The following is a 24,887-nucleotide window of genomic DNA, read 5'->3' as shown; positions in this document are numbered from 1 at the left end:
AGGGGACCAAGCATTAAAAAGAAATGGCGAGACTAATTGAGGTTAATTCAAAGCAGGATATTCTGCCGGAATATCGGAATACGGCGATCAGCCTGCTGTTGGAGTACCATAACCTGAACAAGACTTTTTGTAATTACGACCAGGCGCAGCTGCTGATTGGAATGTGTATGGACAACCGAAAAAGTTTGTGGATTCCCGAGAACTTTGCTTACGTGATTCGATCGGGGGGAGCAAACCTGTTTTTTCACGAATTCCAGGTTTCGTATGCCATCGGAGTTGGCGGTGTTCGCGCGATTGCACTCATTGGTCACAGCCATTGTGGAATGGCAAAACTCGACGATCAGAAAGACGCTTTTGTTGCCGGAATGGTGAAAAATGCCGGGTGGAAAGCGGAGAATGCCAGCTCGCATTTCGATAACTTATCGCCGTTTTTTGAGATCGGCGACGCTGTTGAGTTTTTGTTGTGCGAGGTTGAACGACTTCGGAAACGCTACCCGAAAGTAGTCGTCGCACCGCTGTTTTTCGACGTCGAAGAAAGCAAAATCCTTCAGGTCGTTCCGGATAAATAGTTCCCGGAATTTTTCGTCAAATTTCCCGCACATTATTGACAATTCGATATATCAAAAGCGACCCCCGGAGTAATTCCGAGGGTTGCATCTCTAATTAAAACTTGAAATCAATTCCGGCAAAAAAGTTGATTCCCGCCTGCGGGAAATAACCGTCCATTTTATAACGGGTTCCGCCCGTGTAATACGAGTAAACCCATGCGTTACTTTCGTATTCCGCGTCGAACAGGTTATTCACCATCAGGTGTAATTTAATTTCCTGAAATAAGTTTCCTTTTATCGTGTAATCTATCTTCAGGTTGTTCACAAACCACGCGTTCAGCTTGCGATCTTCACTCGATGAATTGTCGATGTATTGGTCGCTCACGTAGTTTGACAGCAGGCTGATTGATAAATCCTTGACGGGGAGAAAACTCAGCTGGCTGTTCACAATCACGTTGGGTGAAAAAGCCAGGTCGGTTCTTCCAAGGTCGGTAACATATTGATAGGGCTCGTTGTCCATGTCGTACCAGTAGTCCCAGTTGTCCACGTACTCGGTAAAGTTTTTAATCTTGTTTTGGCTGAAGGTGGCGTTCACATCCCACTTCAAACTGCGGGTAATTTTCAGTCCTCCCATCAGTTCGATACCGGCGCGGTAGCTGTCGTCAACATTCACCATAATCGCCGAACCCACATCGTTTAGTTCTCCGGTTTGGATCAGCTGATCTTTGTAAAGCATATAATAAAGGTTGGCGCCAATCGAGTAGTTGCGGGTGCGGTGGGTGTAGCCAGCCTCGAAATCATTCAGTGTTTCTGCCACCGGCATGTGGTTTTCATCGGCGTCGACAAAGTTGCTGCGGTTGGGTTCGCGGTTCGCACGGGCAAAGCTGATGTAGGCTTCGTTTCCGGCGTTCGGTTTGTAATAAAGGCCTACTTTCGGGTTGAAGAAATCGAATTTGTGCTTTTGACTGATGTCGCGTAAATCATCTTCAATGCCGGTAATCTTGTAATCAATGTGGCGGTATTGAAGGTCGGCGTAGAAACTCAACGCTTCGTTCAGTTGCAGATTGTATTTTCCAAATAGGTTGAAGTCTTTTTTGATGCCTTTTCCACGGTACCATTCAAATTCACTGTCAACACTGGTGCCACCATACCAATCGGTTACTGTCAGGTTGTCGCCCATGTATTGAGCCCAAATTACCCGGCCAAAGTGACGACCGTCGTACTCGTTGTAACCACCGCCAAAGGTGAAGGCATTTTTCCCGTCGTCGTAGTTTAACGAGTAAGTTGAACCGTAAAAGTCATTATCCAACCACTTACGCACAACCATGTCGGTGACATCAATACCCTCCGGAGCTGTCATTTGGTAATCGGCATAATCCTGGTCGTACTCGTAGTTTTCGTAATAGCCACGTCCGTAGGTATAGTGCAGTGCCGCGTTCAAGTTCAGGTATTCATTGAACTTGTGCGAGAAGTGCAGTTGGTAATGATCCTGTTGGTAGTGGTCAACAGCGTTTTCGTAAGTGTAAAAGTTGTAGGTGCGAGCGTCTGAGTTGATCAGATCATCGTAACGTTTTTGGTTTTCGCGCTCCGATCCCGACCACAGCCAGTGATCCAGGTAGCGTTGCATTCCTTCGGTGTCATTATTCAGTTTGACAGAAGGTACGCCATACCAGGCTTGGTACGTTTCCTCAAATCCCGAGAAAATATTCACTTTCAGAATGGTGTTTTCGGAATAGTAGCCACCCGAAACGAAGAACGATTTGAGGTCAGAAGTGGCGCGGTCGATAAAGCCATCGGAAGAAACTTTGGACAAACGCACGTCGAAAGCGAATTTACCCATCAGTCCGGTACCGGCAGCAACCGAGTTTTTGAAGGTACCAAAAGAGCCGGCAGAGCTTTTTACTTCGGCATACGCTTGTTTGTTCAGTGTTGTGGTTTGCAGGTTGATGGTTGCGCCAAAAGCAGCAGCACCGTTAGTAGATGTTCCCACACCACGTTGCACCTGGATGTTGTCGATTGAACCAGCCAGGTCGGGAATATCCACAAAGTAAGTTCCGTGCGACTCGGCATCGTTCATCGGGATGCCGTTTACCGTTACATTGATACGGTTGGCTGAAGTACCACGAATACGGAAGTCAGTATAACCAACGCCGGCTCCGGCATCCGAGCTTGCCACGTACGAAGGTGTCATCGTCAGCAAGTAGGGAATGTCCTGGCCCATGTTTCGGTTTTCGATAGTTGTTCGGTCGACCGAAGTTTTGGCCACCGGCGTTTTGTCGCCGGCACGTGTTGCCGAAACCATGACTTCTTCCGTCATAATGCCGGACTGTTTCAGTATAGCTGTGATCGTTTGGTTGCTTTTCTCCAACTTGACGGGTTGGCTTGTTTTCTCGTAGCCAATAAATGAGATCAGAAGCTCGTAACTTCCCGAATGCAAATTGGTGATTGCGAATTTTCCGTTCGAGTCGGCAACGGTTCCGGTGTACGTTCCGGCCAAAACAACATTGGCTCCTGGCAATACTTCGCGTTTCTCATTCATCACCACACCGGAAATCGAATACTGTGCGAAAGTGAAGGTGGTCAGACTCAACATGACCAGCAGAAAAAATACTTTTTTCATTTTTTGAGTGAAAGTTTGGTTAATAAATAACCAATGAGGTAGGAATACGTGTTCCCTTCTTGCGCCCTCCCTACGCCGGCATTACCCGGATCAGGTTCTTTGGGTATGATCTCAGTCCGTAATATTAGGACACCCCATTGCATATAGGGGGCAAAGTTAAAACAAAAATCATCGAATATTCAAACAAATTTCGACATGCTGAAAATGATCTGTTCGGAAAGTATGTCATTATCAGTAAGTTGAATTCTGAAAAAATGTCTTTTTCTCCGTCAAAATGACATTGGATTTTGCAAATTTTCAGCCTGAAACTGCGTAAAACTACTTTGGAGCAACCTTTGATAGTTGATAGTCAGAAAACAAAAAATCAATGTTTAACTAATTGATAGGAGGACAAAGTTATGTTACCATTTGTAAGATCAAACAGAAACACACCAAGTTTATTTGATGAGTTTTTCGGTAAAGATGTATGGAACGATTTTTTTGAAAAATCAGGATGGAACAGCAGTCCAAATGTGAATGTGTATGACAAAAAAGACCATTACGAAATTGAGCTGGCCGCTCCTGGTTTGGACAAAAAAGACTTCCATATCGATTTAAAAGATAATTTGCTGACCATTTCTTCGGAAAAACAAGAAGAGAAAAAAGAAGAAAAAGACAGCAAGGTGGTATTCTGTGAGTTTAATTATTCCAAATTCAGCCGTTCATTCCAATTGCCTGACGGCGTTGATGCGAACAAGATTGAAGCAAACCACAAAAATGGCGTTTTAACCGTTAGTTTGCCAAAACGAGAGGAGTATAAATCGCACGAACCACGAATGATTGAAATTCATTAAATGAATTGACGTAAAAGACATTAGTAAATTTTCAAATTTGGTTTTAGTTTAGGTTTAGTTAGTTGAAGACCCTGCCTGTTGTGTGGCAGGGTTTTTCGTTTTATAGCCATTTATTTTTTCGGAAAAACCAAAATTGAAAGGCTACCACCACCAATAAAATGACCACGAAAGCTGAAAAAGCATAATGATTCTCGGCATGGGGAATACCGGAAAGGTTGACCCCGAGCAAACCGGTGAAAAAGCTCAACGGCAGGAACAGTGCCGCAATGATAGAAAGCAGGTACATGCGGTTGTTAATCTGCTCGTTGGAACGGTTGATCAGCGTTTCCTGGCTGACGGAAGCCAGTTCTCGCGCGGCCTCCAGCATCTCGAGGTAGCGCATCAGGTAGTCGCTCACCTCTCGCAATCGCAATTGTTGTTTACTGGTCATCCATCTGGTTTTCTCAATCTGCAATTTATTTAAAGCATCGCGCTGTGGAATCAGGAATCGTTTGATCTGGATGATTTGCCGGCGAAGATTGTACAATTCGGCTTTGCTTTGGTCGTCGTTACCATCTTCTTCCATCACCAACTCTTCCATCGAGATGGCCGCTTCCTCAATATCTTCCATCACATCGCTCATGTTGAAAACCAGGCGCTCGTTCAACCGGACAATAAAATCGCCTGTGTTTTTGGGTGGATTGTTCTGCTCCATGTCTTCCAAAATCGACTGGATGGCATTCAGCTTTTTCTTTTGGGTTGTGATGATCAGGTTTTTGCTGGCCATGATGCGTACCGAGATCATATTTTCGGGCTTTTCACCTTTTATCAGGTTAATGCCGCGAACGATCAGTAACAGTTCCTCGGGCGCAATTTCCACCCTTGGGCGCGAATCGTCTTTTACCAAGGCTGAAATCCAAAATTCATTGACATGCAGACTTTCAACTAAGCTCCGGGTTTCCGTGGCACTGAAATCCAGTTGAAGCCAAATATAGTCGGTGTCCTTTTTTAAGGCGGGGATGGCGTAGGCGTCGATCTTATCAACCTTTTTGGCACTCGAATCGACGTAGAAGGCATTAATGACCGCTTGTTTCATGCGATTGAAAATTTTACTGAATATACAATCTGTCTGCTGAATTTACAAAAGATGGATTTTCGGATTGTTGGATTTTCGGATTGTCAGATCAAGAAGACGTTCTTGGGAGACAGTTTCGGAAAAGGCTCTTTTTCTTTTTATCCAGCTATCCGAGTATCCGGCATTCCTAACGCCTATTTCACCAATTCGGTGAAGGTGCGTTTCTTCTCGATATAGAATTTCCAGATGATACTTTTGTATAAAATTTCGGGGTGCCAACTGGGTGCTGCTTCGGTTTTTAGTCGCCGGCGTTTCGCTTTCAATTGGGTCCAGTTTTTATATAAAGCCCAGTGTGCTTTGAAGACCGCCGAAATCCCTTTTAGATTCCCCTCAGTCAACAACTTGAAAGCAGCAATGCCATCCAATATCATGCGGACAAACAGTACTTTAACTAGTTTGTTGGGCGGACAATTCTTGTAAAGCATGAACAAACTATTGCGGAAGTTTAGGAACAGTTTGCGCGGGTTGTTGTAAGGCAAACTTCCACCACCCAGGTGATAAACCTGGCTGTAAGGGGTGTACCGAATTTGATAGCCGAAGTTTTTCAGGCGCCAGCAAAGGTCGATTTCTTCCATGTGTGCCCAAAAGTCGGAATCGAAGCCCCCTGCTTTGTGGTAGAGGCTTGCGCGAATTGCCAGGCAGGCACCACTCGCCCAAAAAATATTGGCTTCGTCATTGTACTGACCTTTGTCTTTTTCAACGACATTCAGCACGCGACCGCGGCAAAACGGGAAGCCGAGCTTGTCGATGAAACCTCCGGCAGCACCGCCGTATTCGAATTCATCTTTGTTGTGCCAGCTTAAAATTTTGGGTTGAACAGCAGCGACCGTATTGTCTTTCTCAAAAATCGAAATCATCGGTTCCAGCCAGCCTTCGGTAACTTCCACATCCGAGTTTAGCAGGATGTAATATTTGGCGTCGATTTGGCGCAGTGCTTCGTTATAGCCACGGGCGAAACCGTAATTCTCGGGAAGTTGAAGTCTGGTAACTTCGGGGAATTGCTCTTCAAGCAGTGTCATCGATTGATCTGTAGAACCATTGTCGGCAACAATGATCTCAGCACCTTCCAGTTGGCTGTATTGGATGACCGATGGCAAAAATTGAGGAAGTAGCTTTTCCCCGTTCCAGTTTAAAATGACAATTGCAATTTGCGCGTGTTCCATTCCGCCAAAGATAGTCAGGAATTCAAAATTCCGGCAACAATGTCAATGAGTTGTTCCTTGCTAAGCTGTCCCAGTTTTTCTTTTATCTCTGCCGTCTGATTTTCTGTTTTGTCCGCTAAAATGTCGGCCAGTTCTTTCCATTGCTTGCCGGTCATTTCCTGTTGTAACAGTTCTGTTGCTTTGTCTGCGTTCCCGGCCTGGCCCGGAAGTCCCAGTGTTTCCAGTTCCATGATGGCGGCATCCAGAATTTCGCGGGCCTGCATTTTCACGGGATCGTCCGACTTCTCGTTGCCGGTAGCATCACGCAAATGCCAGCTGGAATAATCGTAGCGGAGATCCAGAATCATTTTCACGATCGGATGAGAGGCCCCGAAAATCCGGTTCAGAAACAACAGGGTTTGGTTTTTCCATGCTTCCAGGTCGAAGCTTTTCTGATTTAGCTTTTCGACCTGTGCTTTAAGCAGTGCAATTTCCTTGTCGGCCATGATTTGCTTTTTCCTGCAATTTAGGTGATTGCGGCAGTATGCCCAAGCAGAGCAACGGAAAATTTAGCCCAGCTGTTCGTTTATTTTTGCAAAGAAAGCCGGGAAATAATTGCTGTTGGCCGAAACCAATTCTTTTCCAAACAGGAAATTGTCGCCGCCTTTAAAATCGGTCACTTTTCCGCCCGCTTCCTGCACCAATAATACACCGGCAGCAACGTCCCAGGCGTGAAGCGCATGTTCGAAGAAGCCATCGAATCGTCCGCAAGCCACATAAGCCAAATCGACTGCTGCTGATCCCATGCGACGCATGCCTCTTGTTTCAATCATGAAAAACTCGAGCACCTTTAGGTATTCGTTCAGCTTTTCGAAATTGTAGTAGGGGAATCCGGTGGCCAAAAGCACGTCTTCGTGTTTCGCCGATTTAGAAACCGAAATGGGTTGACCGTTGAGATAAGCACCGCCATTTGCCCAGGCCGAAAACAATTCATTCTGACCGATTTCATAAACCACGCCGGCAACCGGAACATTGTCTTTGGTGAGCGCGATGGATACCGAATGCGGAAAAATGCCGTGGATAAAGTTGGTTGTTCCATCCAGCGGGTCGATGATCCATTTGTACGCTTCGCCGCTTTCTGTGGCTGTTCCTTCTTCAGTAATGAACCCGGCTTCGGGTAATAACTCGCGCAGTCGGCTGACAATCATTTTTTCAGCTTCTTTGTCAACGTAAGTTACCAGGCTGGCTTTGCCCTTCAGTTCAATATCGTCGTTGGTGATTTGTGAACGTTGTTCGCGGATAAATTGACCGGCTTGGCGAGCCAAATCGCCGATCTCGGAGCAGATATGTTGTAAATCCATAAATCGAAAAAATAGTTTTCCCGAAAATCGGTTAAAGCAGCGTGATGCCCAAATTTCTACTGTTATTTTATTTTGAAGGATTATTGCAGTAAAAAGGTGATTGGTATCGTATAGCTAACCTTGACTGGTTCGCCTTTTTGATATCCGGGTTTCCAAAGCGGCATTTCGCTTACAACCCGCATTGCTTCCTCATCCAAAATTGGGTGAACGCTTTTGGCGACACTAATGCTGCAAACCTTGCCGGATTCGTCGACAATGAAACTAACATACACTTTCCCTTGTATGCCTCTTTCTTGAGCTTCTACCGGATACCTCAAATTTTGCGCGATGAATTTTCGCACTCCCAGATCTCCCCCCGGGAATTCCGGCATTTCTTCAACAAGAAAGTAAACGTCACCTTTTTGACCGGTAGCGGTTTTCTCGGTGACGATTCTAAAATGATACGGTAAGCCTAAACTTATTCCGCTTGTGTCCATCTCGAAAGCGAACTTTTCAATACTTTTAACAGGAACATTTTCAACCGTAGCAGGATTAAAAGCTGGTAGGTCGGCTAATGCTTTCAGTAACAAGTCGGAGAATTCCGTCGGAAGGCCTGAAAAGTCGATTGAAAGTATTTCCCCTTTTTTACCAATATTGATGGAAACATTTTTGTTGTAACGGGTTGATGAATCTAATTGTTTGATTTCCGGCCAATCCCGGGTTTTCTCGATCAAATAGTCATTTAATTTCCCGACTCCACCTTCAAATGTGGCTTTGGTGTCGGGATATTCATAAACAATGTCCTGAACCACTGGCTCACCATCGATTAGTTTGCCGGATTTGTAAGTTCCTTCCTTTAGAAGTGTTCCGTTTTCATCATAGCTCTGAAAAAAGCCGTCTTTCAAATTGTTTTTATAGTGGCCTTTGAAACTGGGGATTCCATTCGGATACCACATCACGAGTAATCCGTTTCTGACATATTGATTGCCCGAAATCAGCGCCCATTTGTTCCCGTCTTCATAAAAGAATGTTTGAGCGTTTAGTGTGTCAGCCCGGTAGGTTTGCAGATATATTAGTGAACCTTCGGGTGAATACAGACGACTTTCGCCATCTAATTCTAATGAGCGATTTTCACGGTAGGTGTACAGTTTGGATAAACTGAATGAACGCCCTGAAAATCGATACGATGATGAGGTGAACAGACTTCCGTTTTTGCGAAATTCCCGAATGATCAAATGGTCAATCAAGATCGAATCTGCATCAACGGTTCGTTCTTGAACATCATTCATTCCAACAACTACACGCGTTTTCCCTTTGATTTCGAAGGTTGATTCAGTTTGGCTCCACCCGTGTTTGGGGAAAATCGCAAGGATCATAAAAAGCAGCACACAAGTATTCTTTTTCATTCGGGTCGTGATGTATAGAGGTAAATTAGTTTTACTCAAATTTATGTATAGTTAATTAAAATGCAATATTTCCGGAATAGAATATTCTAGCTTTATATTCTCGTTTTACGAATATTGATAATAGTGACATCTAGTTTTTTTGAATTCGTGTTAAATTTTTATTGTCATTCAAAATGAATGTAATCAGTGTATTGAGTGCCTGTATTAGGCTGTTTTTTGACGGTGAGTATGTGTGGCTGAGGAAAAGGTATGATATTTGTCAGTTTGATATCAGAAGATAATTATCGACCGAGTTCTTAAGATAATGTTGAAAAGTTATAAGCCTTACTTTCAGAGTAAGTGAAAGAGAACAAAAAGTTAAACAAAGTCAAACCAAATTCTGAAGGCCATGAAAACAAAATTAATAATCCTCGTAATTGCCGGCGTTTTCGCCGCATTGGGATCTTCAGCCCAAAACTACCGTGTTAGCTCAGTTGGCTACGACATAAGCGACAATCTGGATCTGGAAGCAGTTTCTTATCTTTTTGGAGAGTCGCGAAATTTGGAGGAGTTTGAAGAGAAGTTGAATGATCCGCGCATACAGGTTTCGAACCTCGATTTGAATAACGACGGATATGTTGACTACCTGCGGGTTGTTGAGCTCTATGAATACGGAATTCATTCGGTAACAATTCAGGCTGTTTTGGGACGTAACATATTTCAGGATGTGGCCACAATTGATGTCGGCCGTCAAACGGGTAATACACTCTATGTTCAGGTAGTCGGAGATCCGTATTTGTATGGTCCGCACTACATTGTTGAACCTGTGTACCTGAATACACCGTTGATTTTTGCCTGGTTCTTCCGTCCATCGTACGTTGTGTGGCATTCGCCTTACTACTGGGGATATTACCCGACACGTTACCGCAGTTATGCCTGTTTGCCAACATATAGGTATCACAAACATTTACATGTCCATGTCGACTATCATGTGAATACGTACCATTACAGTCAAAGTCGTCGCAGTCCGAGAGCGATTGAGATTCAGCACTCTGTTCGCCGTAACGATTACGGACAGCAGCACCCCGATCGTTCATTCTCGTCCCGCAATTCGGGTTATTCCAATAAGTATGAGATGAACCGGAATCGGTCGGTGAATGAACAACGCGCCCGGGGAAATTCATCAGGTACAACAAGTAATTCGCGTCCAAGTTATTCGCAAAGAAATAGTACCTCACCCGGAACGAGCAACAAAACAGCTACGAGCACGAAGAGTACACGTTCGACTACTGCGACACCATCATCAAGTAGTCAGCAAAAAAGAACTTATCAGAGCAGTAGTTCCGGAAATGGTAATTCCAGCCGCACTCAGCCTGCTACAACCGGGCAAAGTCGTTCGACTTATCAGCGCAGCGAGACGAAAACAACTAATTCCGGTTCCGGTAATTCAGGCGTGAAAAAACAAACGAATTCAAGAACTTCGTCTTCAACGAACTCAGGTTATTCATCTTCCCGGTCAACTCGGAAAGTTGAATCCACATCAAGTAGCAGAAGTAACAACGCAAACGTAAGTAGAAGTAGCAGTTCTTCGGGACAATCCGTTTCCAGGAAGTCTTCTTCGAAACCCAAGGAAGCCAAAGCTAGTTCGAGCAGAACAAGCTCACGAAGTGATAGCAGGACAGAAAGAAGCAGGAGAAATTAAGTATCCTGATTGTAGCATAGATTGATAAAGCCCGGCTTTTGGCCGGGCTTTTTTGTGTAAAATTATTTGAGTGGATTTTTTCTATAACAAGTCGCTGGCTAATTCCGCCAAGTAGCTTCGTTCCCCTTTGATCAGGTTTACATGCGAGAACAATTCCTGCTTGCGCATGCGGTCGGTCATGTAAGCCAAACCGTTCGACTTCATGTCCAAGTAAGGAGAGTCAATCTGCTGCAAATCGCCGGTGAAAACCATTTTGGTACCTTCGCCTGCACGGGTGATGATTGTTTTAATCTCGTGCGGCGTGAGGTTCTGTGCTTCATCAACAATAAAGAAAGCATTCGACAAACTACGTCCACGGATGTATGCTAGCGGCGTGATGATCAGCCGTTCTTCTTTTAGCAATTCCTCAATCTTTTGGTATTCCTGGCTGCGCGGGTTGAATGCGTGCTTGATGACCGTAAGGTTGTCGAACAGCGGTTGCATGTAGGGGCTGATTTTCTCAGTCGCGTCGCCAGGCAAATAACCCAGGTCGCGGTTACTCAGCGCAACAATTGGACGAGCTAGTAAAATTTGCTCGTACATTTTGTGCTGTTCCAATGCAGCAGCCAGGGCAAGTAGAGTTTTACCTGTTCCGGCTTTACCACTTAGCGAAACCAGCTTAATGTCCGGGTTCAGCAGCGAATTCAAGCTGAATGTCTGCTCTGCATTTCGAGGCTTGATGCCGTAAGCCACTTTCTTTTCGACACGTACAATGCGGTCGTTGGCAGCTTCGTAGCGCGCCAAAACACTCGACTTGTTTCCTTTTAAAATGTAGTATTCATTCGGTACCGGAGCCGGTTCCAAACCCGATTCGGAGAACGGGAAGTAGCCTTCATTGTACAGGCTGTCAATCAAATTGTCTTTGTAGCCTTCAATCTCGGTGATCGACTTTTCAAAAACCTGCGGGTCCTTGATTTTGTCATTCTCGTAGTCTTCAGACATAATACCGAGCGACTTGGCTTTCATGCGCAGGTTAATGTCCTTGGTTACGAGAATTGTAGGTCGTTTGGGGTTGTCTTTGGTATAGAAATCGGCGACAGCCAAAATCCGGTGGTCAGGAATGTCTTCCTTGAACGATTGTTTCAAGGTGTCCGAGAATGGTTTCCCGGTAGCGATAATCAGTTTTCCCGACTCAGCGCCGAGCTTTATGCCGCCATTAAACAACTTCTCACCGACAATGTCGTCCAACACTCGCACAAATTCACGCGCCTGGAAGTTGATCGGATCGTTCCCCTTCTTAAATTTGTCCAGTTCTTCCAATACCGTTAACGGAATAACGATATCATTATCTTTGAACTGGTAAATGCAGTTGTGATCGTGTAAGATCACATTCGTGTCAAGCACGAAGATCTTTGTTTGTTTGCGGCCTGCCATAAGCTAACAATTTAGTGTCTGTGCTTACAATGTAGAAAAAATCGATGATTCGTTCCGTGATAAATGTCAAAAGATGCTAAGTAGTTATTGACAGTTGTGGATAACGAATCTTTAAGTGATTGATTGAGAAAATGAAAACTTACAGCGAAACATTAGACTATTTATACAGTCAACTGCCGATGTTCCAACGCACCGGAGCAGCGGCCTATAAAAACACCTTGGGAAATACGCTTGTACTGGATGAAATCTACGGACATCCGCACCGATCGTTTAAAACCATCCATGTTGCCGGAACCAATGGAAAAGGTTCTGTGTCGCACATGTTAGCTTCTGTATTGCAGGAAGCCGGCTATAAAGTCGGCCTGTATACCTCGCCGCACCTGGTTGATTTCCGGGAGCGCATTCGGGTGGATGGTGCGGTGATTCCGGAAGGAAGCGTAGTTGATTTTGTTGGGCAGTTTGAAGAGCTTAACCGAACAGCAAAACTCGAGCCTTCTTTCTTTGAAATTACGGTAGCCATGGCTTTCTGGTATTTTCAGCAAGCCAAAGTTGACGTGGCTGTGATTGAAGTTGGATTGGGAGGTCGTTTGGATTCAACCAATATCATCACCCCCGAGCTAGCGGTGATAACCAATATCAGTCTGGATCATACAGCGCTTTTGGGAAATTCGATACCGCTGATTGCAGCCGAGAAAGCAGGGGTGATTAAATCCAATATTCCGGTTGTTATTTCCGAAAGCAACGATGAATACAACGAGGTGTTTTCCCGGAAAGCATCGGAAGTCGGAGCCCCGATTTATTTTGCCGATAAGGAATATTCGGCTGATTACAGCATGTTGACAACGGATGGTAAACAGCGTTTCAATTTTCACAGGAATGGCGAGTTGCACCTCGAAAAGCTGGAAGCAGATTTGCTGGGCAACTATCAACGACGAAATGTGGCAGGCGTGTTAAAGGCGATTGAGCTTTTGAATGACGCGGATTGGAACATTTCGACTGAAGCAATTTATGCCGGCTTGAAACAGGTGGTGATCAATACGGGGCTGCGTGGCCGTTGGGAGATTGTAGGTACAAATCCGATGGTTGTTTGCGATACGGGGCACAATGAAGCGGGCATTCGTCAGATTGTGGAGCAGATCCGTCTGACTGCCTGGAAAGAATTGTACATGGTTATCGGGATGGTTAACGATAAAAGCATTGATGACGTGTTGGCGCTTTTGCCGTCTGAAGCGCATTATGTTTTTACCCAGGCCAGCATCCCTCGGGCACTCGATGCACACGAGCTTGCGGGCAAAGCTGAAGCTGCCGGGCTGCGAGGGAAGGTAATTCCCGATGTGAAGGCTGCGGTTGCCGAAATTTTAGAGGTGGCTCAACCGCATGATCTCGTGTTTGTTGGGGGTAGTACCTTTGTGGTGGCCGATTATTTTTCTTAATTTTTTTGCAATTTTTTTTTGGAAGATCAAAAAAGGATATATATTTGCAACGCCTTTCTGAAAAGGGCGTCAGTTCTAGGAAATCGGGCGGTTAGCTCAGTTGGTTCAGAGCATCTGGTTTACACCCAGAGGGTCGGGGGTTCGACTCCCTCACCGCCCACCATCGAGGAAAACTTTCGTTAGTTTTCCCAAAGTTTATCCAGCGAAAGTTGAGATAAGAACCAAGCCTTTTCCGGCTAAAAAGGAAAACGTTCAAAACAAAATCGGGCGGTTAGCTCAGTTGGTTCAGAGCATCTGGTTTACACCCAGAGGGTCGGGGGTTCGACTCCCTCACCGCCCACATCGAAGAGGAATACTTGAAAAAGTGTTCCTCTTTTTGTTTTGTGATTGGTCGAAACAACTGTTCTGATATTTGTAATGTATCGAAACGTTTGAAGCTAAGCAGGACCGTTTTGTCAAAACAGTTCATTGTGTCCTGATTCTCAATTTGAAGTATTTTAGTGACGATTCCCATGTAAGTCGCTGGCAAAAGGGAATACATGAAATAGAGTTCCTTTTTGTATTTTTAGTTGATGTATTACTGTTGTATTCTTTATTCGGAAAGCTTGGATCGGTATTATGTTGGGGCTAGCTCAGAGCTAGAAGGACGTTTGACGCGTCATAATGCTGCACATTCTGGTTTCACATCAAAAGGTCAGCCATGGCGGATTGCTTATTTTGAAGAATATTCAGATAAAGAAACTGCCTTCAGTAGGGAGCGACAACTAAAAAAGTGGAAAAGCCGAAAGATGATTGAACAGCTTTGTTTAAGTCGACAAAAGTAGGTTGATGAGTGGTTAGTTCAGTTGGTTCAGAGCATCCCGATTTTATATCGGGAGTGTTCGGGGGTTCGACTCCCTCACCGCCCACGTCGAAGAGGAATACTTGAAAAAGTGTTCCTCTTTTTGTTTTGTGATTGGTCGAAACAACTGTTCTGATATTTGTAATGTATCGGAACGTTTGAAGCTAAGAAGAACCGTTTTGTCAAAACAGTTCATTGTATCCTGATTCTCAATTTGAAGTATTTTAGTGGCGATTCCCATGTAAGTCGCTGGCAAATAGGAATACTTGAAATAGATTTCCTTTTTGTATTTTTAGTTGATGTGTTACTGTTATATTCTTTATTCGGAAAGCTTGGACCGGTATTATGTTGGGGCTAGCTCAGATCTAGAAGGACGTTTGACGCGTCATAATGCTGCACATTCTGGTTTCACATCAAAAGGTCAGCCATGGCGGATTGTTTATTTTGAAGAATATTCAGATAAGGAAACTGCCTTCAGTAGGGAGCGACAACTAAAAAAGTGGAAAAGCAGAAAGATGATTGAACGGCTTTGTTCAAGTCGACTAAAGTAGGTTGATGAGTGGTTAGTTCAGTTGGTTCAGAGCATCCCGATTTTATATCGGGAGTGTTCGGGGGTTCGACTCCCTCACCGCCCACATCGAAGAGGAATACTTGAAAAGTGTTCCTCTTTTTGTTTTTGAATATTCCCAGAAGGAGACTTGCTTGTTGCCTAAAAGCCTAATCTTTGCTGAATGTCTTTGAAGATAGGTACCGATAAACTAAACATGATTCGCCATCGGTTCCAGATAATGCGTGTGTTGTTTTCGTGATCGTAATTGGCCGAGCTAAATTCGGGGAAGGTAATCGGCCGACTCAATTTGCTTCTCGTTCCCGAGTGTGATAATCCGAGGGAAATACTTGTTCCTTTTAGTTTTAGCAGAAATCCGCCTCCCAGGTGATAATAATTGGCTCGTATTGGATTGAATAGTGACTGTTGTAAAGAGCTTTCATCGAGTGGTTTCAAACTATTAAAATCGGTGAAAAAGCTCGCGAAGGACTTCAACTTCTCTGAAACATACAGCTCAAGCCCGAGGCCAAAGTTGACAATGCTTTTATGCTGATCGATTAATTCAAAATCCATATTTTGTCCGGAGCTTTGAATGGTAAATGGATTCGCCCGAAGGATGCTGTATTCTGCGATGTGGCTATACCATTCCATTCCGAAATGAACCCGGTTTTGTTTGATGTTTTGGGAGATTCCAAAGCCAATTGCCCAGGGAGATCGGTAGGTTACCGGAAGATCTTTTTGGTTACTTAGTCCGTAAATGTCATCGATTTCGGTATAATTCTCCAATCCGGATGCAAAGTTTTCGTAACGGTATTTTCCTTTCCCGCTTATCTTGAGGGTAGGAGTGAGGATCGTCAGGCCGACATGGCCATTTTTGAAGTTTCGGGCTATACCGGCTTTCCAGAGTAGCCCGTTGAATTTAAAATCGACCCGACTGCTGTAAGCGTAGGTTGCAGTTGTTGTGTTTTCGTCCATAGCAGCCATGTCCGATGAAAGGCCTTTGGTTGAGGAAAGGTGTTTGTAGACAGCGGTTACGCCAATACTTGTTTTGTCATCCAGCGGGTGCGACCAGCTTAAGCAGCTCCAGGTATCCCGTAGTTTGTTTTTGATGTTCAAGGTGGCGTTGAAGTATTCATCGCCGGGGATCGACGTAAAAACATCACCAAATTGATCATCTTTCAGTTCCATGTCGAGTTCAGAATCGCTTTTGGACAGCACCGCCCAGGCGAAGTTGTGGCCATTTAAAAAAGGGAGTTTAAAAGTACCGGCCGTGAGGTTGGGGACTCCTCTGAATTTTTTCTCGTTGTACCCCTGCGATCCGATAAGGTCCTTGACTTTGAGGACGCTGATTTCGTATATATTGCCGGAGTACACAATAATTTGCTCGTCAATTTCAGATAGCCGTCCCGGATTGTAATAGACGGCTCCCAAGTCGCTAACGCTGCCAATTACAGAGCCTCCAAGAAACATAGAGCCGGAGCCAAATTGTTGCGTCCATTGGTGCCCGTCCTGTGCTTCTACTTTAAACAAACAGAGTAACAAAAGAGAAATCAATAATAGGAGTTGCTTTTTGCCCATTGTTCTGTTTTACCGGGTTTCGCGGTTAAGTTTTTGTCTGTGCTATTGTATTGATGCCTGTGTTTTAATAAACGGGAAGCTCACCCCGATTTGAAAGGTCGAAACTTTTGAATCCATCCCAAGTTTGTCGTTTTTGTTTATTGCCATTAAGCCCGGGCAGTATCGCGCAAATAGGTTCACGTTCATTGTTGAGGTCGAATTTTTGCTTTTCAACTCCAGCCAATAGCCAGCTTCGATCGGAAACGAGTAATCGATTGTTTTAAAAAACTTTTGCACATTTATTCGTAGCGTAGCATCTGATCCGTTGTTGTAGCTGCCATCGGTGAACTGATTGGCGGAGGTTAGGAAGCTAATTTGAGGGCCAATTGCAATAAAAAAGTCTGGTGTCACGGAATATCGGATCATCACCGGGATTTCGATATAGTTTAATTTGACTTTCGTCTTGTGTTCCGAGAACTCCGTTGGGAGATCGACAAGAGGCTGCGTGTTTCGGGCTCCTTTCTGCGAGAGGGGTCTGAACTGCGGATTTAGTTGCCAACGATCGCTAAGCTTGGCATGTAGGCCCAAACCGAAATTTAGTCCGTAAAATGTAGATCCCTGGTCGAGATTGGATATGTTTGAGATATTGATTGCTCCATCAACACTAAGGTGAAGTTCTTCTGACGCTAATTGATCGCCAAACAGAAGCAGTAAGATGGCGACTTGACCAGAACAAATTCCCCAAACACCAAGCTGCAGGAGTAAGGTGAAGGTGATTTTTAGTAATACGCGTTTTGTTTTCAAGACGGTTGAATTTAAGTTTCGAGGCTAAAATAGATTGAAGCACGATTAAAGATTCCTTTTCTTCTTTCTGGCTCTTTTCTAAGAGCTTAACATTTCATAAATTTACTAGGTGACTCACTAGTAACGTGAAATTCAAAATGGTCCCATTCGGGAATTGCAATAGTCGTGTTCTGAATTGCTTACTAAATGTAAGGAATTGTCTGCTTCCCGAAAAGAGCTGGGATGAGAATATCAGCTTGAATAAATCGAATCTTAACTTCAATATTTAAACTTGACAACGATTAGTGAAAAAGAAAACCCTTTCAGAGCGATACGCTCACTAATGACTTTTTTGTTTGTTTCTTTTTTCATGCTTGGCTGTTCGAGCTCTCAGAAAATAACCAGTACTTGGATGAAAGATGGTGGAATGCCGGCCGAAATTTATAAGTCTGTTTTTGTGGTAGCCCTGGTTCCGAATAAAGCACAGCGGTTTGCAGTTGAAGAAAAGATGGTTCAGGCTATTCGGCAAAAGGGACACATGGCCGAGAAAAGTTCAGATTGGTTCCCATCCGGTTTTACGGCCGATGAGGAGTTGTCGAAAGAGGCGCAGCTGGCGATTATTAAAAAGGCAGGTTGCGATGGCATCCTGACTTTGTCGCAATTGGATACTAAAACGGAGTCGCACTATGTTCAGGGAACGGTTGTTGCGCCGTTGCCACCTTATCGGTTCCGTTATTACGGTAGCTATTATCCTTATTACAATTACCGTTACAGTCAGATTTATGATCCCGGTTATGTGACGCAGGAAACGACCTATTTTTTTGAAACGAACTTTTACGACACGGCGAGTGAGGATTTGCTGTGGTCAATTCAATCCAGCGCTTTCGAACCGACAGATTTGGATAGCTGGTTTAAAGGTTACGAAAGCCTGATTGTGGAACAGCTTCAGAAGGAAGGTCTGTTAAAAGATTGAAGTGTTATTTCGGAGTAAACAATTAAAAATATTGACGATGAAAAATGTGGTACTATTACTCGTGATATTATTCTCGGCCTTTGTGGTAAATGCGCAGGAAGCGGAGAAAAAAAGTCGGAAAGAGCTGAAGGCGGAACGGGAAGCTTTGCAGGTTGAGCTGACTCAGAAAATGATTGAAACCAAGCGATTTGAATTCATTCCCGACAGAGCATACACAGCGCGTGGAAAATCTGTTTCGATAACTAGTTATAGTGTTGAGCTAAAGGGAGACACCATCGTTTCATACTTGCCTTTTTATGGGCGCGCCTATGTGGCCGATTACGGCTCTACCTCGTCGCCATTCAATTTCACATCAACTATTGACAGCTACAAGGAGCCGGATGTCAAGAAGGGGCACCAAATTGAGTTGGAGGTGAAACAAGGCTCGGATAACCTGACCTATCGCTTCCTGATTTTCGAAAATGGCTCCACTTCGCTTGATATCAACAGTACAAATCGCCAAACGATGTCTTATTCCGGGCGAATTGAGGAGATCAAAAAGAAAAAGTAAGCCTACCAATACCGAATTGAGTTAGTGTCGGATAGTTGTTATGGTCACTATTCTTTATTTGTGTCGAGGATTTTTCCCTTGGGTGTCAGTCGTATGTACTTACGTCCGATCATTTGTCCACCGAAAAATGCACCAATCAGGATCGGGTAGGTGTAAAGTGCAAAACCAATGTCGCTGTAGATCCGAAGCAAGACGACAAACGGAATCGGAAGGTGGATGTAGAGGAACCATTTAAACGAATATTTCTTTTCGCGACCCCTTAGTGCGCCAAAAGGAAGGTTAATCAAAAATACCAAAAGAGCGACAAGAACTATTTTCATTTCGTACAGTTTAGCCGGGTAATTTTAGTGATAATAAAGCGAATCACAAAACAAAGAGCGGATCTTAAAAGCGTCTGGAACTCTTCGGTTGTTGTTGGTGTTGATCTAAATTATTTAGTATTGAGTTAGTTTTAATTATTGAATACGTGTTTGTTGTGTTCTTGTTGCTTATCAAAAAGTATTTAATTTCGGACATTTTTATCGTAAATTGAATCTGTAAACAGGATTTTCAATGCAAACTTTAAAATTGACGATTATGAAAAATGTTATTTTTTTAATCCTTGCGACTGTGGCCATGACTGGCTGGTGCGACGCACAGGAGCTGAAGTTAGGGCTTGGTTTGGCGGCAACGGATTTTAGTAAAATAGATGGTGGTGACTCAAAAGGAAAAGTTGGCGGACAGTTCGGGGGAAGTATCGTTTTTGGCGATAAATTCTATTTTGAGCCCGGCATATACTATGTGACAAAATCGACTGAACTAACGTTTGACAGCAGTGGCGATTTGATTGATAACGGAAATACTGATGCTGCGGCGAGTGCCGGTTTTACAAAATCTGTGAGATTGCCGATTGCAAGCAATGCTACATTGACGGACGAAGATGTGGAAGCAAAAATTAAAGGAATCCGGGTTCCTGTTGCTGTTGGACTTGGAGTGCTGGGGAACAATGAGTCGCTGGCTAATGTTCGGGTATTTGGAGGCGCGTCTGGTTTCTTTGTCACCGGCACGAGTGATGATATCGATAAAGATAGTATTGAAAAAACGAGCTGGGGCGTTTTTGCAGGGGCAGGAGTTGACGTCTGGATTCTATTCCTGGATCTTTCCTACGAATGGTCGTTGACCGATGTCAGCAAGGATGTACAGGCAATTGATGTTGGTAAGCAACGCTCCTTTTACGCCAATGCGGGAATCAGGCTGAAATTTTAACTGAACCAGAATAGCAAAAAGAAAAGGCTGTCGATGGAAGTTGACAGCCTTTCGTATTTTTTTAACCGACCACCCGTTGCCAGGGGATTGCGGCGAGAATGATAATGTAAGCGATGCCGAAGAAGAGTAGCGAACTGGCGAACTTCGATTTGCTTGATGCCGCTTTTTTGCTTTTAATGCGGCCAATATGAACGAGCACTACAGCAATAAGCATCATGACCGAATGTTCGACGGCGTAAAATCGCAAATCAGCATTTTTCATAGCGGCTCCAAAGTCCTGGAAGGCGGCTTGTGTAACCGGGCTAACGAAAGCGTACAGGATAATACCAGTCAGGAACTGAAGATCCATGAGGCCGGTAAAAACGGCTCCCAATATGTTGTCCGACTTTTCCCAGGGTTTTTGACTAAACCAGCCTATAAAATATTTTAATAAAGTAATTAATGCGGCCAGTAAAATGATCCAGCGTAACGTGTTGTGAAGATGTAGTAATCCAATGTACATGATGAGTATGATTTGTTCTAGTTTAACAACGCACAATCGGGTGTTTGGTTGATATACCGTGTACGAAGATAAACTTTCTATCTGTTAATATTTGTCAATTGGGTAAGTTCTGCACAAATGGCCGGTTGTATTTGAGCTGAATTATTCCGCGAGTCGGAATATTTCGTCGAGCTCAAAAACGATTTGTTTGCTTGGGTGGAGAGCCGCTTGGATCATGGCCCGGGCAACAGTTGCACCCGGGATTGGGCGGTATTTTTTGAAAATAAAACGGGTAATTGCAGGCATGATTTTTTGCGCAAAGGCTTCGCTGCCGCGTTTTTCATTGCGTTCGCCTAATAATAACGATGGTCGAAGAATCGTAATTTTACGGAAAGGAAGTTGCAGAATGGCTTCTTCCAACTGGCCCTTAATACGGCTGTAAAAGATGGACGAATTCGCTTTTGCTCCGCTTGACGAAACCAGAATGTACTGGGCGACGTTGTTTTTCGCAGCTGCTTCGGCCGTTGTGTATTGAAAAGTGTAGTCAATTTTAAACTGGTTTTCCTGACTGCCAGCTTTTTTTATTGTTGTTCCCAGGCAGGAAAACAGGACGTCGCCTTTTACTTTGGAAGCCCAATTCTCAGGTTGGTTAAAATTGACGATTTCTTCCCGGAGTTTTGGGTGCTTCAAACCGGTTTCCCTTCGCCCGAAAACAACAACTTCGCTGAATTCGTCTTTGGTCAGTAAAGCCTTTACTAATTCACCACCTACCAATCCTGTTGCGCCAATAACCAAAGCTTTCATCCGAATTTAATTTTTATGCGGGATCAATCCGTCTCCTACCAGCTGGCTGAAGTGATCGCGAACGGTTTGCTCAAAAGGCATAAAATCAATTTTAAGATCATGTCTTGCGTACGAATTATCGAATGCAAAGTCGAACCCGGTATTCCGAGAGACAAATCTACGGGAATATCCAAGGAAAGGTCCCACTACTTTGAACAACCACTTCGGTACATATTTGTCGGGTAGCGGGTAATCCGGATTTTGTTCCCGAATAACTTCTGCCACGTCGAGGAAATCTTTCAGGTGAGCAGCTGCCAGGTGGCGGCCAGTCGCGTCGGGCAAGAATCCAGCTTTGATGTGTGCTCTTGCCGCATCCCGAACATCAACAAAAGCCTGTGCTCCCGAAGGTACTCCTCTTTTGAATTTGCCGGAACAAAGCTGAATCATCAACGAAATACTTGTTGAGTCACTTCGTTGGCTTAGAGATGGCCCCAAAATCAGGCCAGGGTTAATGACTACCAAATCAAAGTTATTCAGTTTTTCGGCCAGTCGCCAGGCTTCCTGCTCGGCAATGGTTTTTGAGTAAGGGTAGGGTTGATATTCGGGGCTGCTGCTGGTGTTCCAGCATGACTCGTCTATTTTTTTATCGGGAAGATTGTTGATTTCGATGGTGTCGCCAACCATGGCTACAATACTCGAAGTCAACACGATTTTTTTCACCGATTTTGATTCGCCGGCTGAGAAGAAAAGGTTTCTCACGCCCTGCACAGCCGGTTGGATGAGTTCTTTTTCCGGGTTTTTAACCCCGGTTAGTTGAAATGGGGAAGCAGTGTGAATAATCAGTTCGCAGCCATCAATGGCATCTTCGAACGATCCGTCGATTAACAAATCGGCTTCGAACAGTTTTAGACGTCCTGGAGACTGGTGCTGGATTTTTTGGAGATGTTTGAACTTGTTCTCATCTCTCAGGCTTCGCACGGTTGTGTGAACTGTCATGCCTTCTTCCAAAAGCATTTTTACAATCCATGAAGCAAGATAACCGGTGCCGCCTGTAACCAATACAGGTTTGGAACGATCAATGTTTCTCATAGCATCATTAGTCTAACGTTTCAGTTGTCCCTCATTCACGCGGTTATTTCTTAAATAAACTAGCAGATAGCGGAGTTTATTTTATCCAAGTTCCGAAATCTTTTGATGCTGTGCAATAGGAAACAGGCTCTCGCGATACCTCTCGGTGCCATTTCGGGCCCGAGAGGTATCGCATGAATTCATCGTTTCAGAAAGCTAATCACTGAAGTGTAAAATTGTTGAAGGACATATGCCAAAGGCTAAAAACCGTTCTTAACGAGGAGATTATTATTGTTGCTTTTTTCTTATTTTTATTAAGTTTAAATTAGAAGAGGAAAGTGTAGATTTTCTTTCAGCATGAATTCAAACCAATAAACAGAAATAAAATGATCAACAAAATTCACACTTTGGGGGGGTATTTTCACGAGTACCAAAAGAGTTATTCAAATCCGGAAGATTTTTGGGAACAACAGGCTGAATGTCTGTATTGGCGGAAACGCTGGGATAAGGTAATCGATTGGAATTTTGAAGAACCCCGGATCAACTGGTTTGTTGGTGCGAAGCTGAATATTACAGAGAGTATTTTTGAAAAGAATTTATACACCCATGGCGACAATACGGCGATCATTTGGGAGCCCAATGATGCAGATGAGCAGGCTATTTCGCTTACGTACAGGCAGCTTTACGTCGAGGTCAATAAGTTTGCAAATGCCTTGAAAAGTTTGGGCGTGAAGAAAGGCGACCGGGTGGCTTTGTACATGCCAATGGTTCCCGAGCTGGCCATTGCGTTGCTTGCGTGTGCCCGGATTGGCGCCATTCATTCCGTCATCTTTGCCGGGTTCTCGGCGCAGTCGCTGGCCGATCGTATCAACGATGCAGGTGCTAAAGTCGTATTGGTTTCAGATGGTGGCTATCGTGGATCCAAAATCACACCTTTGAAAGAAATAGCTGATGAAGCGATCGAACAATGCCCGGTTGTTGAATCGGTTGTTGTGTTAAAACGCACGAAATGCGATATTCAAATGGTCGGGGGCCGCGACATTTGGTGGCACGACATCATCGATGGACAGGATGAATATTGCCCGGCTGAGGAAATGGATGCAGAAGATCCGCTTTTCATTTTATATACATCGGGATCAACCGGTAAACCAAAAGGTATTTTACATACCATTGGAGGTTACATGGTTTACACGGCCTATACGTTCCGCAATGTTTTTCAGTACAGTCGCGGCGATGTATATTTCTGCACCGCCGATATTGGCTGGATTACCGGCCATTCCTACATTGTTTATGGCCCGTTGCTGAACGGTGCTCAAACGCTCATGTTTGAGGGTATTCCTACCTGGCCCGATGCCGGTCGTTTTTGGGATATTGTGGACAAGCACCAAGTGAATCAGTTTTACACGGCTCCAACAGCAATCCGCTCATTATTATCGCTTGGTAACGAGTATTTGGCAGGGAAGAGGCTGGACTCGCTGAAAGTACTCGGAACGGTCGGTGAACCAATTAATGAAGACGCCTGGCACTGGTATCACGACCATGTTGGGAAAAACCGGTGCCCGATTGTTGACACATGGTGGCAAACCGAAACCGGAGGTGTGCTGATTTCTCCATTAGCAGGGATTACTCCAACAAAACCATCTTTTGCTACGTTGCCACTGCCCGGAGTTTTTCCTGTTATTGTCGATAATGAAGGCAAGGAGTTGAAAGGAAATTCGGTTGAAGGAAATTTGTGTATCAAGTTTCCGTGGCCGGGAATGGCACGGACAATTTGGGGAGATCACGATCGGTTTCGGGATACTTACTTCACCAGTTTCAAAAACTATTACTTCACCGGCGATGGCGTTCGTCGGGATGAAGATGGTTATTATCGGATTTTGGGACGCGTTGACGATGTAATCAATGTTTCCGGTCACCGCTTGGGTACCGCCGAAATTGAAAATGCCATCAATGAGCACCCGCTTGTTAACGAGTCGGCAGTTGTGGGTTATCCGCACGCCATTAAAGGACAAGGAATTTACGCTTTCGTTGTCTGTCCCATTCTATCCACCGGTGGTGAAGAAGGGATTCGTAAAAGTATCAAAGAAGGGGTTAGCAAAATCATCGGGCCTATTGCCCGACCCGATTTGGTTCAATTGGTTCCCGGTTTGCCCAAAACCAGAAGTGGAAAAATCATGCGTCGAATTCTGCGTAAAATCGCCGAGGGAGATGCCACCAATTTAGGCGACATCAGTACCCTGCTCGACGAAGATATTGTTGGAAAAATAATCGATTCGGCATTGGTCGATGTGAAGCACTGAGACGCACGCCGAAAGCTATTAATAGGTATATAATTACAACTGTTAGGGCGGTGTAATTTTTGTGTTAAGCTTATTTGCGGGAGGGAGACAAACCTCCCGTGGCATTTTTTTTCAGCTATTTTTGGTGGGCGAAAGTAAAAATGGCTTTCATTCACTCATTAGGAACTTATCCAATTCGAAAACGTAGTTCAAATACTAGGTTTCACCCCGGAATTCTGAAGTAAGTACT

Annotated in this window: 23 protein-coding genes, 2 tRNA genes and 1 riboswitch; of the genes, 12 read left to right on the top strand and 13 right to left on the bottom strand. The window is 44.4% G+C overall.

All coding sequences use genetic code 11. From position 1 onward, the window contains the following. Positions 1 to 23 precede the first annotated feature (23 nt). Positions 24 to 569, top strand: a complete 546-nt coding sequence (locus BC643_RS08075; RefSeq protein WP_120272602.1) for a carbonic anhydrase — start codon at positions 24 to 26, stop codon at positions 567 to 569. A 94-nt stretch (positions 570 to 663) separates the two neighbouring features. Here BC643_RS08075 and BC643_RS08070 read toward each other — a convergent pair whose 3' ends face one another. Next, a complete protein-coding gene (locus tag BC643_RS08070) occupies positions 664 to 3,168 on the bottom strand; it encodes a TonB-dependent receptor (protein ID WP_120272601.1) in 2,505 nt (834 codons plus the stop codon). A gap of 50 nt (positions 3,169 to 3,218) precedes the next feature. Next, positions 3,219 to 3,315, bottom strand: a riboswitch (TPP riboswitch). A gap of 251 nt (positions 3,316 to 3,566) precedes the next feature. Here BC643_RS08070 and BC643_RS08065 point away from each other — a divergent pair. Then, on the top strand, positions 3,567 to 4,001 hold the full coding sequence (locus BC643_RS08065) for an Hsp20/alpha crystallin family protein (protein WP_120272600.1): 435 nt from the start codon (positions 3,567 to 3,569) through the stop codon (positions 3,999 to 4,001). 100 nt (positions 4,002 to 4,101) lie between these two features. Here the strand turns inward: BC643_RS08065 and BC643_RS08060 are convergent, their stop codons facing one another. From BC643_RS08060 to BC643_RS08040, 5 genes are all read right to left on the bottom strand, one after another. Continuing rightward, positions 4,102 to 5,076 (bottom strand): zinc transporter ZntB, encoded by a 975-nt coding sequence (locus BC643_RS08060; protein WP_120272599.1) that lies wholly within the window; start codon positions 5,074 to 5,076, stop codon positions 4,102 to 4,104. Positions 5,077 to 5,249: 173 nt separating this feature from the next. Next, positions 5,250 to 6,278 carry a glycosyltransferase family 2 protein gene (locus BC643_RS08055; protein WP_120272598.1) on the bottom strand — a complete coding sequence of 343 codons (1,029 nt, stop codon included), beginning with the start codon at positions 6,276 to 6,278 and terminating at the stop codon, positions 5,250 to 5,252. A gap of 14 nt (positions 6,279 to 6,292) precedes the next feature. Then, positions 6,293 to 6,763 carry a hypothetical protein gene (locus BC643_RS08050; protein ID WP_120272597.1) on the bottom strand — a complete coding sequence of 157 codons (471 nt, stop codon included), beginning with the start codon at positions 6,761 to 6,763 and terminating at the stop codon, positions 6,293 to 6,295. Between the two features lie 63 nt (positions 6,764 to 6,826). Further along, positions 6,827 to 7,618 carry an inositol monophosphatase family protein gene (locus BC643_RS08045; protein ID WP_120272596.1) on the bottom strand — a complete coding sequence of 264 codons (792 nt, stop codon included), beginning with the start codon at positions 7,616 to 7,618 and terminating at the stop codon, positions 6,827 to 6,829. A gap of 80 nt (positions 7,619 to 7,698) precedes the next feature. Further along, on the bottom strand, positions 7,699 to 9,003 hold the full coding sequence (locus BC643_RS08040) for an energy transducer TonB (RefSeq protein WP_120272595.1): 1,305 nt from the start codon (positions 9,001 to 9,003) through the stop codon (positions 7,699 to 7,701). A gap of 388 nt (positions 9,004 to 9,391) precedes the next feature. On the opposite strand from BC643_RS08040, the gene BC643_RS08035 reads away from it, so the two are divergent. Next, a complete protein-coding gene (locus tag BC643_RS08035; protein WP_120272594.1) occupies positions 9,392 to 10,684 on the top strand; it encodes a hypothetical protein in 1,293 nt (430 codons plus the stop codon). Between the two features lie 81 nt (positions 10,685 to 10,765). Here the strand turns inward: BC643_RS08035 and BC643_RS08030 are convergent, their stop codons facing one another. Continuing rightward, on the bottom strand, positions 10,766 to 12,097 hold the full coding sequence (locus BC643_RS08030) for a PhoH family protein (RefSeq protein WP_120272593.1): 1,332 nt from the start codon (positions 12,095 to 12,097) through the stop codon (positions 10,766 to 10,768). Positions 12,098 to 12,228: 131 nt separating this feature from the next. Between BC643_RS08030 and BC643_RS08025 the strand changes: the two genes are divergently transcribed. The 5 genes from BC643_RS08025 (at position 12,229) to BC643_RS23750 (ending at position 14,922) form a co-directional block, all read left to right on the top strand. After that, positions 12,229 to 13,530: a bifunctional folylpolyglutamate synthase/dihydrofolate synthase gene (locus BC643_RS08025; RefSeq protein ID WP_120272592.1), complete on the top strand. Its 1,302-nt coding sequence runs from the start codon at positions 12,229 to 12,231 to the stop codon at positions 13,528 to 13,530. A gap of 85 nt (positions 13,531 to 13,615) precedes the next feature. Beyond that, positions 13,616 to 13,693: transfer RNA gene (locus BC643_RS08020), tRNA-Val, on the top strand. Positions 13,694 to 13,795: 102 nt separating this feature from the next. Beyond that, positions 13,796 to 13,870 (top strand) — tRNA-Val (locus tag BC643_RS08015). A 232-nt stretch (positions 13,871 to 14,102) separates the two neighbouring features. After that, entirely contained in the window at positions 14,103 to 14,354 is a 252-nt protein-coding gene (locus BC643_RS23755) for a GIY-YIG nuclease family protein (RefSeq protein ID WP_120272591.1), read from the top strand. Between the two features lie 316 nt (positions 14,355 to 14,670). Continuing rightward, a complete protein-coding gene (locus tag BC643_RS23750) occupies positions 14,671 to 14,922 on the top strand; it encodes a GIY-YIG nuclease family protein (protein ID WP_120272590.1) in 252 nt (83 codons plus the stop codon). A gap of 158 nt (positions 14,923 to 15,080) precedes the next feature. Here BC643_RS23750 and BC643_RS07990 read toward each other — a convergent pair whose 3' ends face one another. Both BC643_RS07990 and BC643_RS07985 read right to left on the bottom strand, forming a co-directional pair. Then, a complete protein-coding gene (locus tag BC643_RS07990; protein WP_147377170.1) occupies positions 15,081 to 16,496 on the bottom strand; it encodes a hypothetical protein in 1,416 nt (471 codons plus the stop codon). Between the two features lie 42 nt (positions 16,497 to 16,538). Beyond that, a complete protein-coding gene (locus tag BC643_RS07985; RefSeq protein ID WP_120272588.1) occupies positions 16,539 to 17,279 on the bottom strand; it encodes a porin family protein in 741 nt (246 codons plus the stop codon). Positions 17,280 to 17,670: 391 nt separating this feature from the next. On the opposite strand from BC643_RS07985, the gene BC643_RS07980 reads away from it, so the two are divergent. Both BC643_RS07980 and BC643_RS07975 read left to right on the top strand, forming a co-directional pair. Next, complete coding sequence (locus BC643_RS07980) at positions 17,671 to 18,231, top strand: hypothetical protein (RefSeq protein WP_147377169.1); 561 nt, start codon at positions 17,671 to 17,673, stop codon at positions 18,229 to 18,231. 37 nt (positions 18,232 to 18,268) lie between these two features. Then, on the top strand, positions 18,269 to 18,781 hold the full coding sequence (locus BC643_RS07975; RefSeq protein WP_120272586.1) for a DUF4251 domain-containing protein: 513 nt from the start codon (positions 18,269 to 18,271) through the stop codon (positions 18,779 to 18,781). 47 nt (positions 18,782 to 18,828) lie between these two features. On the opposite strand, the gene BC643_RS07970 is transcribed toward BC643_RS07975, so the two are convergent. Then, complete coding sequence (locus BC643_RS07970) at positions 18,829 to 19,101, bottom strand: hypothetical protein (RefSeq protein WP_120272585.1); 273 nt, start codon at positions 19,099 to 19,101, stop codon at positions 18,829 to 18,831. A gap of 256 nt (positions 19,102 to 19,357) precedes the next feature. Between BC643_RS07970 and BC643_RS07965 the strand changes: the two genes are divergently transcribed. Beyond that, positions 19,358 to 20,026 carry an outer membrane beta-barrel protein gene (locus BC643_RS07965; protein ID WP_170154498.1) on the top strand — a complete coding sequence of 223 codons (669 nt, stop codon included), beginning with the start codon at positions 19,358 to 19,360 and terminating at the stop codon, positions 20,024 to 20,026. Between the two features lie 61 nt (positions 20,027 to 20,087). Here the strand turns inward: BC643_RS07965 and BC643_RS07960 are convergent, their stop codons facing one another. The 3 genes from BC643_RS07960 to BC643_RS07950 form a co-directional block, all read right to left on the bottom strand. Further along, positions 20,088 to 20,528 carry a hypothetical protein gene (locus BC643_RS07960; protein ID WP_120272583.1) on the bottom strand — a complete coding sequence of 147 codons (441 nt, stop codon included), beginning with the start codon at positions 20,526 to 20,528 and terminating at the stop codon, positions 20,088 to 20,090. A 141-nt stretch (positions 20,529 to 20,669) separates the two neighbouring features. Further along, complete coding sequence (locus BC643_RS07955; RefSeq protein ID WP_120272582.1) at positions 20,670 to 21,311, bottom strand: NAD(P)H-binding protein; 642 nt, start codon at positions 21,309 to 21,311, stop codon at positions 20,670 to 20,672. 6 nt (positions 21,312 to 21,317) lie between these two features. Then, positions 21,318 to 22,379: an NAD-dependent epimerase/dehydratase family protein gene (locus BC643_RS07950; RefSeq protein ID WP_120272581.1), complete on the bottom strand. Its 1,062-nt coding sequence runs from the start codon at positions 22,377 to 22,379 to the stop codon at positions 21,318 to 21,320. A 365-nt stretch (positions 22,380 to 22,744) separates the two neighbouring features. Here BC643_RS07950 and acs point away from each other — a divergent pair, with 365 nt between their 5' ends. Continuing rightward, positions 22,745 to 24,658, top strand: a complete 1,914-nt coding sequence (gene acs, locus BC643_RS07945; protein ID WP_120272580.1) for an acetate--CoA ligase — start codon at positions 22,745 to 22,747, stop codon at positions 24,656 to 24,658. The last annotated feature ends 229 nt before the right edge of the window (positions 24,659 to 24,887 follow it).

It is taken from the genome of Mangrovibacterium diazotrophicum, assembly GCF_003610535.1.
GTDB classification, from domain to species: Bacteria; Bacteroidota; Bacteroidia; order Bacteroidales; family Prolixibacteraceae; genus Mangrovibacterium; species Mangrovibacterium diazotrophicum.
Note: the sequence above shows the minus strand (reverse complement) of the source record. Positions and strands in the feature narration are given on the sequence as shown.

What these genes read in the sequence shown, in the direction of transcription:
- BC643_RS23755 (WP_120272591.1), top strand. Translation starts at nt 14,103, where the DNA reads ATGTATTACTGTTGTATTCTTTATTCGGAAAGCTTGGATCGGTATTAT.
- acs (WP_120272580.1), top strand. Translation starts at nt 22,745, where the DNA reads ATGATCAACAAAATTCACACTTTGGGGGGGTATTTTCACGAGTACCAA.
- BC643_RS07960 (WP_120272583.1), bottom strand. Translation starts at nt 20,528, where the DNA reads ATGTACATTGGATTACTACATCTTCACAACACGTTACGCTGGATCATT.
- BC643_RS07990 (WP_147377170.1), bottom strand. Translation starts at nt 16,496, where the DNA reads ATGGGCAAAAAGCAACTCCTATTATTGATTTCTCTTTTGTTACTCTGT.
- BC643_RS08035 (WP_120272594.1), top strand. Translation starts at nt 9,392, where the DNA reads ATGAAAACAAAATTAATAATCCTCGTAATTGCCGGCGTTTTCGCCGCA.
- BC643_RS07965 (WP_170154498.1), top strand. Translation starts at nt 19,358, where the DNA reads ATGAAAAATGTTATTTTTTTAATCCTTGCGACTGTGGCCATGACTGGC.
- BC643_RS23750 (WP_120272590.1), top strand. Translation starts at nt 14,671, where the DNA reads ATGTGTTACTGTTATATTCTTTATTCGGAAAGCTTGGACCGGTATTAT.
- BC643_RS08025 (WP_120272592.1), top strand. Translation starts at nt 12,229, where the DNA reads ATGAAAACTTACAGCGAAACATTAGACTATTTATACAGTCAACTGCCG.
- BC643_RS08055 (WP_120272598.1), bottom strand. Translation starts at nt 6,278, where the DNA reads ATGGAACACGCGCAAATTGCAATTGTCATTTTAAACTGGAACGGGGAA.
- BC643_RS08070 (WP_120272601.1), bottom strand. Translation starts at nt 3,168, where the DNA reads ATGAAAAAAGTATTTTTTCTGCTGGTCATGTTGAGTCTGACCACCTTC.
- BC643_RS08065 (WP_120272600.1), top strand. Translation starts at nt 3,567, where the DNA reads ATGTTACCATTTGTAAGATCAAACAGAAACACACCAAGTTTATTTGAT.
- BC643_RS08030 (WP_120272593.1), bottom strand. Translation starts at nt 12,097, where the DNA reads ATGGCAGGCCGCAAACAAACAAAGATCTTCGTGCTTGACACGAATGTG.
- BC643_RS07975 (WP_120272586.1), top strand. Translation starts at nt 18,269, where the DNA reads ATGAAAAATGTGGTACTATTACTCGTGATATTATTCTCGGCCTTTGTG.
- BC643_RS08040 (WP_120272595.1), bottom strand. Translation starts at nt 9,003, where the DNA reads ATGAAAAAGAATACTTGTGTGCTGCTTTTTATGATCCTTGCGATTTTC.
- BC643_RS07950 (WP_120272581.1), bottom strand. Translation starts at nt 22,379, where the DNA reads ATGAGAAACATTGATCGTTCCAAACCTGTATTGGTTACAGGCGGCACC.
- BC643_RS08045 (WP_120272596.1), bottom strand. Translation starts at nt 7,618, where the DNA reads ATGGATTTACAACATATCTGCTCCGAGATCGGCGATTTGGCTCGCCAA.
- BC643_RS08075 (WP_120272602.1), top strand. Translation starts at nt 24, where the DNA reads ATGGCGAGACTAATTGAGGTTAATTCAAAGCAGGATATTCTGCCGGAA.
- BC643_RS08050 (WP_120272597.1), bottom strand. Translation starts at nt 6,763, where the DNA reads ATGGCCGACAAGGAAATTGCACTGCTTAAAGCACAGGTCGAAAAGCTA.
- BC643_RS07980 (WP_147377169.1), top strand. Translation starts at nt 17,671, where the DNA reads ATGAAAGATGGTGGAATGCCGGCCGAAATTTATAAGTCTGTTTTTGTG.
- BC643_RS07955 (WP_120272582.1), bottom strand. Translation starts at nt 21,311, where the DNA reads ATGAAAGCTTTGGTTATTGGCGCAACAGGATTGGTAGGTGGTGAATTA.
- BC643_RS08060 (WP_120272599.1), bottom strand. Translation starts at nt 5,076, where the DNA reads ATGAAACAAGCGGTCATTAATGCCTTCTACGTCGATTCGAGTGCCAAA.
- BC643_RS07970 (WP_120272585.1), bottom strand. Translation starts at nt 19,101, where the DNA reads ATGAAAATAGTTCTTGTCGCTCTTTTGGTATTTTTGATTAACCTTCCT.